The sequence below is a fragment of the Plantibacter cousiniae (nom. nud.) genome, assembly GCF_977070315.1.
The window spans coordinates 555887-568685 of the sequence record NZ_CDRVEU010000003.1; the positions used below are offsets into that span (position 1 = coordinate 555887).

At 58.0% G+C, this 12799-nt stretch carries 9 protein-coding genes; 1 reads left to right on the plus strand and 8 read right to left on the minus strand.

The window, feature by feature from the left end; all coding sequences use genetic code 11:
- Positions 1–58 precede the first annotated feature (58 nt).
- Positions 59–1963, minus strand: a complete 1905-nt coding sequence (ftsH, locus tag ACW55A_RS09335) for an ATP-dependent zinc metalloprotease FtsH (RefSeq protein ID WP_003364143.1) — start codon at positions 1961–1963, stop codon at positions 59–61.
- Positions 1964–2156: 193 nt separating this feature from the next.
- Complete coding sequence (rlmE, locus tag ACW55A_RS09340; RefSeq protein ID WP_003313635.1) at positions 2157–2807, minus strand: 23S rRNA (uridine(2552)-2'-O)-methyltransferase RlmE; 651 nt, start codon at positions 2805–2807, stop codon at positions 2157–2159.
- Between the two features lie 103 nt (positions 2808–2910).
- Here rlmE and ACW55A_RS09345 point away from each other — a divergent pair, with 103 nt between their 5' ends.
- On the plus strand, positions 2911–3222 hold the full coding sequence (locus ACW55A_RS09345) for a YhbY family RNA-binding protein (protein WP_003340569.1): 312 nt from the start codon (positions 2911–2913) through the stop codon (positions 3220–3222).
- A gap of 78 nt (positions 3223–3300) precedes the next feature.
- On the opposite strand, the gene greA is transcribed toward ACW55A_RS09345, so the two are convergent.
- From greA to dnaK, 6 genes are all read right to left on the minus strand, one after another.
- Entirely contained in the window at positions 3301–3777 is a 477-nt protein-coding gene (gene greA, locus ACW55A_RS09350; protein ID WP_003400161.1) for a transcription elongation factor GreA, read from the minus strand.
- The gene (gene carB, locus ACW55A_RS09355; RefSeq protein WP_003431538.1) at positions 3774–6995 is read right to left on the minus strand and encodes a carbamoyl-phosphate synthase large subunit; all 3222 of its coding nucleotides are present in this window, start codon (positions 6993–6995) and stop codon (positions 3774–3776) included. Before carB ends, greA begins: the two co-directional genes overlap by 4 nt.
- 136 nt (positions 6996–7131) lie before the next feature.
- A complete protein-coding gene (carA, locus tag ACW55A_RS09360; RefSeq protein WP_498810873.1) occupies positions 7132–8268 on the minus strand; it encodes a glutamine-hydrolyzing carbamoyl-phosphate synthase small subunit in 1137 nt (378 codons plus the stop codon).
- A gap of 216 nt (positions 8269–8484) precedes the next feature.
- A complete protein-coding gene (gene dapB / locus ACW55A_RS09365) occupies positions 8485–9288 on the minus strand; it encodes a 4-hydroxy-tetrahydrodipicolinate reductase (protein ID WP_003431540.1) in 804 nt (267 codons plus the stop codon).
- 21 nt (positions 9289–9309) lie between these two features.
- Positions 9310–10452 carry a molecular chaperone DnaJ gene (dnaJ, locus tag ACW55A_RS09370; protein WP_002555138.1) on the minus strand — a complete coding sequence of 381 codons (1143 nt, stop codon included), beginning with the start codon at positions 10450–10452 and terminating at the stop codon, positions 9310–9312.
- A 326-nt stretch (positions 10453–10778) separates the two neighbouring features.
- Positions 10779–12695: a molecular chaperone DnaK gene (gene dnaK, locus ACW55A_RS09375; RefSeq protein WP_003431542.1), complete on the minus strand. Its 1917-nt coding sequence runs from the start codon at positions 12693–12695 to the stop codon at positions 10779–10781.
- Positions 12696–12799 lie beyond the last annotated feature (104 nt).

Consider the following 12799-nt stretch of genomic DNA (forward strand, 5'->3'; position numbering starts at 1 on the left):
AGAACCCGGTTGCCGCAAGGCAACCGGGTTGGATACAGCGCAGATGTCATGTCAGACCTTAGTGCTCGGCAGCAGGGCCGCCAATCGGAGTTTCCGGACGAGGGTCAGGCGTGATCGGAGTACCGTTGGTCCCCGAACCACCACCCCAGTCACGCGGCTCACGCGGAGTACGACCGGTCATGATGTCGTCGATCTGGTCGGCATCAATCGTTTCGTACTTCATCAACGCGTCGGCCATCGCTTCCAGTTTGTCGCGATTATCCGTCAACAACTGCTTGGCGGTGCCGTAACAGTGGTCGATGATGCTGCGCACTTCGGAGTCGATGAGCTTGGCAGTATCGCCGGAAACACTGGAGTTCTGGCTGCTGCCGCGCCCCAGGTAACCTGCATCCTCGTCTTCCGAGTACATCAGCGGGCCGAGTTTTTCAGACAGCCCCCACTTGGTGACCATGTTCCGGGCAATCTGGCTGGCACGCATGATGTCATTGGAGGCACCGGTTGTGACGCCATCGAAGCCAAGGGTCATTTCTTCCGCAATACGACCACCGTACAGCGAGCAGATCTGGCTGATCAACGCACGCTTGGACAGGCTGTAACGGTCTTCTTCCGGCAGGAACATCGTCACACCCAGCGCACGACCACGCGGGATGATGGAGACCTTGTAGACCGGATCATGCTCTGGCACCAGGCGCCCAACGATAGCGTGACCCGCCTCGTGGTAAGCCGTGTTGCGCTTTTCCTTATCGGACATGACCATCGATTTGCGCTCGGCGCCCATCATGATCTTGTCCTTGGCCAGTTCGAACTCTTTCATTTCTACAACGCGCTTGCCGGAGCGAGCAGCGAACAGCGACGCTTCGTTGACCAGGTTGGCCAGATCCGCACCGGAGAAGCCCGGCGTACCGCGAGCGATAACGCCTGCGTTGACGTCTTCGCCCATCGGAACCTTGCGCATGTGAACCTTGAGGATCTGCTCGCGGCCACGAATGTCCGGCAGACCTACAACTACCTGGCGGTCGAAACGACCTGGACGCAGCAGCGCCGGGTCCAGTACGTCAGGACGGTTGGTTGCGGCAATGACGATGATGCCGTCATTCATTTCAAAACCGTCCATCTCGACCAGCAACTGGTTGAGCGTTTGCTCGCGCTCGTCGTGACCACCGCCCATGCCGGCACCGCGATGGCGACCGACTGCGTCGATTTCGTCGATGAAGATGATGCATGGCGCGTGTTTCTTGGCTTGCTCGAACATGTCGCGAACGCGGCTCGCACCGACACCCACGAACATCTCGACAAAGTCGGAACCGGAAATCGTAAAGAACGGAACCTTCGCTTCGCCAGCAATGGCCTTGGCGATCAGCGTTTTACCGGTACCCGGAGGGCCGACCATCAGCACACCGCGCGGGATTCGACCGCCCAGGCGTTGGAACTTGCCCGGATCACGGAGGAATTCGACCAGCTCGCCGACTTCTTCCTTGGCCTCGTCGCAACCGGCAACGTCAGCCAGGGTGGTCTTGACCTGATCTTCGGACAGCAGACGCGCCTTGCTCTTGCCGAAGCTCATCGGACCGCCCTTGCCGCCCGCCCCGCCTTGCATCTGGCGCATGAAGAACATGAACACCGCGATGATCACCAGTATCGGGAAGCTGGCCACCAGCAACTGGGTCCAGATGCTCTGCTGCTCAGGCTGCTTGCCTTCGATCACGACATTGTTGCTGACCAGATCACCGATCAGGCCATTGTCCGGGATGTTCGGGCGGATGGTCTTGAAGGTGTCGCCATCGCTGCGCTTGCCCGTAATGACGTAGCCGTCGACAGAAACCTTCTCGACCTTGCCATCCTTGACCTGCTGGATGAACTCGGAATAGTTGAGGTTCTGCGGCTCGTTAGGGCTGGAGAAGTTGTTCATCACCGTCACCAGGACAGCCGCGATGATCAACCACAGGATCAAATTCTTTGCCATATCGTTCAATTAGCTACCCTCTGAAGCAAGCTCCACGCAGCAAGCGTGCCTCGCATGATATTCACCGGCCTAACTTACTACAGAACCTACAGATACGGCAGACACCGTCTGTAACCCTTTGTGAAACTTTGACAACATAATGTTCAGTCATGCTGCATCGGCAACGCCATTTGAAAAAAGCTATCGCGCCTTGTCAAAAACGCTCGATGCTGGCTGCGCCATCAATGCCGCGAAAGCCGCGAGCCAGCAGGTATTGCTCGCGTGACCTGTCGCGGGACGACGACGGTTTGCGCATCTGCACCTTGTCGAACAGCTTGCGAATATCCTTGTGGTAGACATCGAAGCCTTCACCCTGGAAGACCTTGATCAGAAAATCGCCACCGGGACGTAGTACCCGACCAGCAAGATCGAGCGCCAATTCGCAGAGAAACATTGCACGCGGCATATCTACAGCGCTCAATCCACTCATATTGGGGGCCATATCGGAAATCACAAGGTCTACCTGCGTATTACCGACTGCCTCCAGGATCTGCTCAAGAATCGCATCCTCGGTAAAATCCCCCTGAATGAAGGTCACATCGGGGATGCTGTCCATTTCAAGGATGTCGGAAGCGATCAGACGACCTTGACCGCCGATCAGACGACTGGTCACCTGTGACCAGCCTCCCGGCGCTGCGCCGAGGTCGATCACGGTCATGCCCGGACGGATGAGCTTGTCCTTTTCCTGGATCTCCAGCAGCTTGTAACTGGCACGCGAACGGTAACCGTCCTTCTGCGCCATTTTGACGTACTTGTCGTCGAAGTGTTCTTTGAGCCAGTTATGGCTTGTCTTGGAACGGGCCACGGGGCACCTCAAAAATAAACGAGTCGTGATTAACTGGGCGGTCCCGGACTCGCTCGGGTAAACTGGCCGCCGCTTTTAAAAGATCAGACGCAGAGGTCAGATTATGCCGCTCACTCCAGAGCAGAAGAAACAATACAAATCCATTGGCCACCATCTGAAACCGGTATTGATCGTGGCTGACAATGGTTTGACTGAAGGTGTACTTGCAGAGCTTGAACGCGCACTGAGCGATCATGAGCTGATCAAGATCAAGCTCAACATCCTCGACCGCGAAAGCCGTCTCGGTGCCATCGCAGAACTGTGCAAGGCCGGTTCTGCCGACCTGGTTCAGGTCATCGGCAAAATGGCGTTGATCTATCGCAAGAACCCAAAGGTAAACAAGCAACTGTCCAACGTCCACCGCGCACACGGATAAAAACAGAAGTCAGGGCCGCCAAAAGCGCGCCCTGACTCTTTTTTGCCGCTGAAAGCGCCCGTAAAACGGGCGCCAGCATCAGATGTGACGTACTTCGATGATTTCGTACTCGATAACGCCACTCGGCGTTTTCACCACGACGACATCACCTTCTTCCTTGGCAATCAAGGCACGGGCAATGGGCGAGCCCACTGAAATCTTGCCTTTCTTGATATCCGCTTCGTCCTCACCCACGATCTGATAGACCACGCTTTCGTCAGTCTCGACGTTAGCGATTTCGACTGTCGTGCCGAAAATCACCTTTCCGGTGTGCGGAATAGTCGTGACGTCGATGATCACAGCGTTCTGCATGCGGCCTTCGATATCACGTATACGCGCCTCGACCATACCCTGCTGCTCGCGGGCAGCATGGTATTCGGCGTTTTCCTTGAGGTCGCCCAGTTCGCGCGCAGTACCGATGTCCTGACTCAACTTGGGACGGACCACCTTGGTCAGGTGGGTCAGTTCTTCTTCCAGGGCGCGAGCGCCCTGGACGGTCATTGGGTATTTGATCATGCCTTCAATCCTGCATGGAGATCCTGCAAGCGACGTACGGTCTTCTCCGGACCAAACTTGAGCGCTTCACAAATCGCTTCGCCTGCTGCAATGGTAGTGGTGCAATAAATCTTGTGCTGCAGGGCGTTGCGACGGATGGAGTAGGAATCCGCGATCGACTGGCGACCTTCGGTGGTGTTGATGATCAGGGTGACTTCGTCATTCTTGATCATATCGACCACATGCGGACGGCCTTCGGTCACCTTGTTGACGCGACGCACTTTCAGGCCTGCCGCTTCGATCAGCTTGGCAGTGCCTGCGGTGGCAACGATCTCGAAACCGAGATTGATGAGGTCACGAGCGACCGCTTCAACCAGAGGCTTGTCATCGTCACGTACGCTGATGAACGCGGTACCGCCAGTTGGCAGCACTTCGCTCGCGCCCATCTGGGCCTTGGCAAACGCTTCACCGAAGGTATCACCCACACCCATCACTTCACCGGTCGATTTCATTTCCGGGCCGAGGATCGGGTCAACGCCAGGGAATTTGGCAAACGGGAACACTGCCTCTTTCACGCTGTAGAAGTTCGGAATGATTTCCTTGGTAAAGTTCAGCTCTTTCAGGGTTTTGCCTGCCATCACGCGGGCAGCGACCATCGCCAGGGAAACACCAATGCACTTGGAAACGAACGGCACGGTACGCGATGCGCGCGGGTTGACTTCAATGACGTAGATGTCTTCACCCTGAAGCGCCAGCTGCACGTTCATCAGGCCGACAACGCCCAGTTCCAGCGCCATCTTCTTGACCTGCTCACGCATTTCGTCCTGGATGTGAGCCGGCAGCGAGTAAGGCGGCAGCGAGCACGCGGAGTCACCGGAGTGAACGCCCGCCTGCTCGATGTGCTGCATGATCGCGCCGATCACCACATCAGTACCGTCGCAGACCGCATCGACGTCCATCTCGATTGCGCAGTTCAGGAAGTGGTCCAGCAGCACAGGGCTGTCGTTGGACACCTGAACCGCTTCGCGCAGGTAACGCTTGAGTTCGTCTTCCTGGTAAACGATTTCCATCGCACGGCCACCCAGTACATAGGACGGACGCACCACCAGTGGATAACCGATCTTCGCTGCGGCACGAATCGCTTCGTCTTCGCTGCGCACCGTGGCGTTTGGCGGCTGACGCAGATTCAGACGCTCAACCATGTGCTGGAAGCGCTCGCGGTCTTCGGCACGGTCGATGGCATCAGGGCTGGTGCCGATGATCGGTACGCCGGCGGCTTCAAGAGCCCGCGCCAGTTTCAGAGGCGTCTGGCCACCGTACTGGACGATCACACCTTTCGGCTTCTCGACACGGACGATTTCCAGCACGTCTTCCAGGGTAACAGGCTCGAAGTACAGACGGTCCGAGGTGTCGTAGTCAGTGGAGACGGTTTCCGGGTTGCAGTTGACCATGATGGTCTCGTAACCGTCTTCACGCAGTGCCAGCGCGGCGTGCACGCAGCAGTAGTCGAACTCGATACCCTGGCCAATACGGTTCGGGCCGCCACCCAGGATCATGATCTTGTCACGCGTCGAAGGGTTGGCTTCGCACTCTTCCTCGTAGGTCGAGTAGAGGTACGCGGTGTCGGTTGCGAACTCGGCGGCACAGGTGTCGACGCGCTTGTAGACCGGGAACACTTCCAGCTTGTGACGATGAGTCCGCAGGTTTTTCTCGGTAACGCCCAGCAGCTTGGCCAGACGCGCGTCAGAGAAGCCCTTGCGCTTGAGACGGAACATCAGGTCGCGGTCGATCGCCGACAGACCCAGGGTCTTGATCTTCTCTTCGTCCTTGATCAGGTCTTCGATCTGCACCAGGAACCACGGGTCGATCATGTTCATGGCGAAGATTTCTTCGACCGTCATACCGGCGCGGAAGGCATCGGCGACGTACCAGATACGCTCGGCGCCCGGCACGGTCAGCTCGCGCTTGAGCGTGCTCATGCTTTCCGGATGGCTCAGATCCAGTTTCGGATCAAGACCGCACACACCGACTTCCAGACCGCGCAGGGCTTTCTGCAGGGATTCCTGGAAGGTACGGCCGATGGCCATCACTTCACCGACCGACTTCATCTGAGTGGTCAGACGCGCGTCCGCCTTGGCGAATTTCTCGAAGGCAAAGCGCGGCAGCTTGGTGACGACGTAGTCGATCGACGGTTCGAACGAAGCCGGGGTCTTGCCGCCAGTGATTTCGTTCGACAGCTCGTCGAGGGTGTAGCCGACGGCCAGCTTGGCGGCAACGCGGGCGATCGGGAAGCCGGTCGCCTTGGAGGCCAGCGCCGAGGAGCGCGATACACGCGGGTTCATCTCGATCACGACCATACGGCCGGTGTTCGGGCAGATGCCGAACTGAACGTTGGAACCACCGGTTTCTACGCCGATCTCGCGCAGCACTGCCAACGAGGCATTACGCAGGATCTGGTATTCCTTGTCAGTCAGGGTCTGTGCAGGCGCCACGGTGATCGAGTCACCGGTGTGCACACCCATCGGGTCGAAGTTTTCGATCGAGCAGACGATGATGCAGTTGTCCTTTTTGTCGCGGACAACTTCCATTTCGTACTCTTTCCAGCCGATCAGCGATTCGTCGATCAGCAGCTCCTTGGTTGGCGACAGGTCCAGACCACGGGCGCAGATTTCTTCGAACTCTTCACGGTTGTAAGCGATGCCGCCGCCGGTACCACCCATGGTGAACGAAGGACGGATGATGCAAGGGAAGCCGAGCTTTTCAAGCACCGCGTTGGCTTCTTCCATGCTGTGCGCAATACCGGAGCGCGGGCACGCCAGGCCGATGGACTTCATCGCCTTGTCGAAACGCGAACGGTCTTCTGCCTTGTCGATGGTGTCGGCGTTGGCGCCGATCATTTCGACACCGAACTTCTCCAGAACGCCTTCGCGCTCCAGATCCAGTGCGCAGTTCAGAGCCGTCTGGCCGCCCATGGTTGGCAGCAGTGCGTCAGGACGCTCTTTTTCGATGATCTTGGCAACGGTCTGCCACTTGATCGGCTCGATGTAGGTGGCGTCGGCCATGGCCGGGTCAGTCATGATGGTGGCCGGGTTGGAGTTCACCAGGATGACGCGGTAACCCTCCTCGCGCAGAGCCTTGCAGGCCTGGGCGCCGGAGTAGTCGAATTCACAGGCCTGGCCGATCACGATGGGGCCGGCGCCGAGAATCAGGATGCTTTTAATATCTGTACGTTTTGGCATGGGTTGTCACTCAAATCCGCAGGTCAGTCGGCAAGCCGTCTTGAACATTTGTCTGAGGTGGCCTGGGCGGCAGCGACCGGACATTGAGTCCGGGGCCGCCCTGGGCACCTGCGTATTACCGTCTCAAGGCAACCGGTCAGCGGCGCTTGGCCATGGCTTCGATAAAGCGATCGAACAAAGGCGCGACGTCGTTCGGGCCCGGGCTCGCTTCAGGGTGACCCTGGAAGCTGAATGCGCTCTTGTCGGTCAGCTCGACACCCTGCAGGGTGCCGTCGAACAGCGACTTGTGAATGGCGCGAACGTTGCTCGGCAGGGTCGCCTCATCCACCGCAAAACCGTGGTTCTGGCTGGTGATCATGACCACACCGGTGTCCAGATCCTGGACCGGATGGTTGGCACCGTGGTGGCCGTGGCCCATCTTCACGGTCTTGGCACCCGCGGCCAGCGCCAGCAACTGGTGGCCCAGGCAGATGCCGAACACCGGAATGTCGGTTTCCAGCACTTCCCTGATCGCCTTGATGGCGTAATCGCACGGCTCCGGATCACCTGGGCCGTTGGACAGGAAAACGCCGTCCGGTTTGTAGGCGAGCACTTCACTGGCAGGCATTTGTGCAGGCACCACGGTTACGCGGCAACCGCGCTCGACCAGCATGCGCAGGATGTTGACCTTGACGCCGTAATCGTAGGCGACCACATGATAAGGCAGCTCGGACGCGGCGATTTCAGGGTGGCTGTCGGTTTTCAGATCCCAGACGCTGGAACGCCACTCATAGGTATCCTTGGTGCAGACTTCCTTGGCCAGATCCATGCCCTTGAGGCCCGGAAAGCTGCGAGCAGCGGCAATGGCCGCCTCTTCGGTGATGTTATCACCGGCCAGGATGCAGCCGTTCTGGGCGCCTTTCTCACGCAGGATGCGGGTCAGGCGACGCGTATCGATGCCAGCGATGGCAACGACGTTGTTGGCTTTCAGGTAATCACCGAGGGACAGCTTGTTACGCCAGTTGCTGGCTACCAGAGGCAGGTCGCGAATGACCAGGCCGGCGGACCAGACGCGATCCGACTCTGCGTCTTCAGGGGTGGTGCCGGTGTTGCCGATATGCGGGTAAGTCAGGGTAACGATCTGCTGGGCGTAGGAAGGATCGGTAAGAATTTCCTGATAGCCTGTCATTGCGGTGTTGAACACCACCTCACCAACGGTCTGACCGTCGGCTCCAATGGCTTCGCCGCGAAAAATGCTGCCATCAGCAAGGGCGAGTATGGCTGGCTTAGTCAAGAAGACCTCCCGTAAATAAAACCTGAAAGGGCGATCGCAGGCTGCAAAAAAGCGGAATGACGTAGTTACGTCACCCCGCTTTCTTATGGAATCATCTGCGCGCTTTTAGTGGACACACTAAAGCTGTAGCTTACAGAAAAGGCCCATTTTGGTCTACCACCAATGAGCCTGAAATGCGGGGAAATGCGACAGGGCCACGAATGGCCCTGTATGAAATCAATGCAGACCCAACACATCCTGCATGTCGTAAAGCCCAGGTGCCTTGCCGTCGAGCCACATTGCAGCCCGAACGGCACCCTTGGCGAAGGTCATGCGACTGGATGCCTTGTGCGTGATCTCGACCCGCTCACCGTCCGCAGCGAACAGCACGGTGTGATCACCCACCACGTCACCGGCACGAATGGTCGCAAACCCGATGGTCTGGCGATCACGCGCACCGGTCTGCCCCTCACGACCGTAGACCGCAACCTTTTCCAGATCACGACCCAGCGCATTGGCAACCACTTCACCCATACGCAAGGCGGTGCCGGACGGCGCGTCGACCTTGTGCCGATGGTGCGCCTCGGTGATTTCGATATCAACCTCATCACCCAGAACGCGCGCGGCGGTGTCGAGCAGCTTCAGGCACAGATTCACACCGACGCTGAAGTTGGCAGCAAAGACGATCGGAATGTCTTTACCCGCCTCTTCCAGACGCAGCTTTTCTTCCGCACTGAAACCGGTGGTACCGATAATCATCGCCTTGCCTGCCTTGCGACAGAACGCCAGATTTTTCAGCGTCACCGAAGGATGAGTGAAGTCGATCAAAACGTCGAACTCGTCCGCCACCTTTGCCAGATCACCCGACAGCGGCACGCCGATACGACCCAGCGCAGCCAGTTCGCCCGCATCAGCGCCCACCAGCGTGCTGTCAGGACGATCAATAGCGGCGGTCAAGCCGGCGCCCGGCGCCTGCTGAACCGCCTCGATCAAGGTCTTGCCCATACGCCCGGCGGCGCCTACTACAGCAATACGTCGCATGCCCTGCTCCCGTTGATAGCCTTACAGATCGCCGAAGAAACGCTTCACACCCTCAAACCAGCCACTGGCTTTCGGAGAGTGAGACTCGTCGTTTTCAAGCGAGGTGCGGAACTCTTCAAGCAGCTCGCGCTGGCGCTTGCTCAGGTTGACCGGGGTTTCGACTGCAACACGGCACATCAAGTCACCGGCACCGCCGCCACGCACCGGAGCGACGCCCTTGCCACGCAAGCGGAACTGCTTGCCGGTCTGGGTACCTTCGGGGATTTTCAGTTTGACGCGACCGTCGAGCGTCGGCACTTCAAGCTCGCCGCCCAGCGCTGCATCGGTGAAGCTGATAGGCACTTCGCAGAACAGGTGCTTGCCGTCACGCTGGAAGATCGCGTGTTCGCGCACATTGATCACGACATACAGGTCGCCGGTAGGGCCACCCTGGGTACCCGCCTCGCCTTCGCCAGACAGACGAATGCGGTCACCGGTATCGACACCTGGCGGCACTTTGACGGAAAGCGTCTTGGACTCTTCGACGCGGCCTTCGCCATGGCAGGAATCGCACGGATCGGAAATGATCTTGCCGTGGCCGTGGCAGCGCGGGCAGGTTTGCTGCACAGAGAAAAAACCCTGCTGCATGCGCACCTGACCAATACCACCGCACGTAGGGCATGTGACAGGCGAAGAACCCTTCTTGGCACCGCTGCCGTCGCATGGCTTGCAGTTGACCAGCGTCGGAACGCGGATATTCACGTTAGTACCGCGAACTGCCTCCTCCAGATTCAGCTCCAGCGTATAGCGCAGGTCGCTGCCGCGCTGAGCGCCGCCACGACCACCGCCGCCACCGCCACGGCCGCCGCCAAAGAAGTCGCTGAACACATCGCCGAAGATATCGGAGAAGTTGGCGCCACCGGCACCGCCACCAAAACCACCGCCGCCACCCATGCTCGGGTCGACACCGGCATGGCCATACTGATCGTAGGCCGCGCGCTTGCTGGCGTCGGAAAGCACTTCGTAGGCCTCGTTGGCCTCTTTGAACAGCTCTTCCGATGCTTTGTCATCAGGGTTGCGGTCAGGGTGATGCTTCATCGCCAGACGGCGATAAGCCTTCTTCAGGTCCGCCTCGCTGGAGCCTCGCTCCACTCCCAACACTTCGTAATAATCACGCTTTGCCATAATTCTTCCGCACTCTTGAGGACGTTCGGCGAAAGCTCTCCTGAGCCACACCAAACTCGTTGAGCCCCATACAGGCCCGGACCCAACTCACGTCGATTCAACGATCCTGGTCTTCGTTCAGAGCCAGATGCATCCGGCCGAGAAAGCGGCAGAATGATTCGCCACGCAGGAGCGTCGCGATCTTGCCACGTGGCTTGCGGAGCAACTCCGCACGCCGAAATTTTTGCTTGTTCCAGACACGCCAACGCGGGAGCAAGCTCCCGCGCGGCGACATCCTACCAGTCAGCGCTCGAAAGAGGTCAACCGGCTTTCAAGTGAGCCTGCGCTTACTTGTGGTCTTTTACTTCTTCAAACTCGGCGTCGACAACATCGTCAGCCTTGGCAGTTTCTTCAGCTGGCTTGGCCGCAGCGTCCGGGTTTTCAGCCTGCTCGGCGTACATCTTCTGAGCGATTGGCGCGGAAACCTTGGACAGCTCTTCAACCTTGGCTTCAATGGCGGCCTTGTCGTCGCCTTTGATAGCGGCTTCCAGAGCAACCAGTGCAGCTTCTACCGCAGTCTTCTCTTCAGCAGTGACCTTGTCACCCGCGTCAGCAATCATCTTGCGAGTCGAGTGGACCAGCGCATCACCCTGGTTACGGGCAGAGGCCAGCTCTTCGAACTTGCGATCTTCTTCGGAGTTGACTTCAGCATCGCGAACCATCTGCTGAATTTCTTCCTCGGACAGACCGGAGTTGGCCTTGATCACGATGGACTGCTGCTTGCCGGTGGCCTTGTCTTTCGCGCCAACGTGCAGGATGCCGTTTGCGTCGATGTCGAAGGTCACTTCGATCTGTGGCACGCCACGTGGAGCAGGTGGAATCTCGGCCAGGTCGAACTTGCCCAGCGACTTGTTCTGACCGGCTTGCTTACGCTCGCCCTGCAGGACGTGGATGGTTACCGCGTTCTGGTTGTCATCGGCAGTCGAGAACACCTGGGATTTCTTGGTAGGAATCGTGGTGTTTTTCTCTATCAGCGCAGTCATCACGCCGCCCATGGTTTCGATACCCAGGGTCAGCGGGCTGACGTCCAGCAGCAGAACGTCTTTGACATCACCGGCCAATACTGCGCCCTGAATGGCAGCACCCATGGCAACGGCTTCGTCAGGGTTGACGTCTTTACGTGCTTCTTTGCCGAAGAACTCGGTCACCAGCTTCTGCACCAGCGGCATACGCGTCTGACCACCGACCAGAATCACGTCGTTGATCTTGCTGATATCGATACCCGCGTCTTTCAACGCCATGCGGCAAGGCTCGATGGTGCGCTGAACCAGGTCTTCAACCAGCGATTCCAGCTTGGAGCGGGAGATCTTCACTACCAGGTGCTTAGGACCGGTTGCGTCTGCAGTGATGTACGGCAGATTGACTTCGGTCTGGGTGCTGGAAGACAGCTCGATCTTGGCTTTTTCGGCAGCTTCTTTCAGACGCTGCATCGCCAGCGGATCACCCTTGAGGTTCATGCCGCTTTCTTTCTTGAATTCGTCGACGAAGTAGTCGATCAGACGAATGTCGAAGTCTTCACCACCCAGGAACGTGTCGCCGTTGGTGGCCAACACTTCGAACTGGTGCTCGCCATCGACTTCAGCGATCTCGATGACCGAAACGTCGAAGGTACCGCCACCCAGGTCATAAACGATGACAGTGTGGTCGCCCTTGGCCTTGTCCATACCGTAAGCCAGTGCAGCTGCGGTAGGTTCGTTGATGATGCGCTTGACGTCCAGACCGGCGATACGGCCAGCGTCCTTGGTAGCCTGACGCTGACTGTCGTTGAAGTAGGCCGGAACGGTAATGACCGCTTCGGTAACCGCTTCACCGAGATAGTCTTCGGCAGTCTTCTTCATTTTCTTCAGGATTTCAGCGGAGATCTGAGGAGGCGCCATTTTCTGGCCATTCACTTCAACCCAGGCATCACCGTTGTCAGCCTTGACGATCTTGTAAGGGACCATCTGGATGTCTTTCTGAACGACTTCCTCTTCGAACTTGCGACCGATCAGACGCTTTACCGCATAGAGGGTGTTGTGCGGGTTAGTGACCGCCTGACGCTTGGCGGACTGACCGACCAGGATCTCACCATCATTTGCATAAGCAATGATCGAAGGTGTAGTACGAGTACCTTCGGCGTTCTCGATAACCTTGACGTTACCGTTTTCCAGAATGGAGACGCAGGAGTTGGTAGTCCCCAGGTCGATACCGATAATTCTGCCCATCTTTGACTCTCCCGAAACTTGCAAAACTTGGATTGGGTTGCCGCCAGTGCGTTTACACCGTGCGGTAGCTCTTAAACGCTTGACCTTTAAATGGGGGCCTTACA

What these genes read in the sequence shown, in the direction of transcription:
- ftsH (WP_003364143.1), bottom strand. Translation starts at nt 1,963, where the DNA reads ATGGCAAAGAATTTGATCCTGTGGTTGATCATCGCGGCTGTCCTGGTG.
- ACW55A_RS09345 (WP_003340569.1), top strand. Translation starts at nt 2,911, where the DNA reads ATGCCGCTCACTCCAGAGCAGAAGAAACAATACAAATCCATTGGCCAC.
- greA (WP_003400161.1), bottom strand. Translation starts at nt 3,777, where the DNA reads ATGATCAAATACCCAATGACCGTCCAGGGCGCTCGCGCCCTGGAAGAA.
- carB (WP_003431538.1), bottom strand. Translation starts at nt 6,995, where the DNA reads ATGCCAAAACGTACAGATATTAAAAGCATCCTGATTCTCGGCGCCGGC.
- dapB (WP_003431540.1), bottom strand. Translation starts at nt 9,288, where the DNA reads ATGCGACGTATTGCTGTAGTAGGCGCCGCCGGGCGTATGGGCAAGACC.
- dnaJ (WP_002555138.1), bottom strand. Translation starts at nt 10,452, where the DNA reads ATGGCAAAGCGTGATTATTACGAAGTGTTGGGAGTGGAGCGAGGCTCC.
- dnaK (WP_003431542.1), bottom strand. Translation starts at nt 12,695, where the DNA reads ATGGGCAGAATTATCGGTATCGACCTGGGGACTACCAACTCCTGCGTC.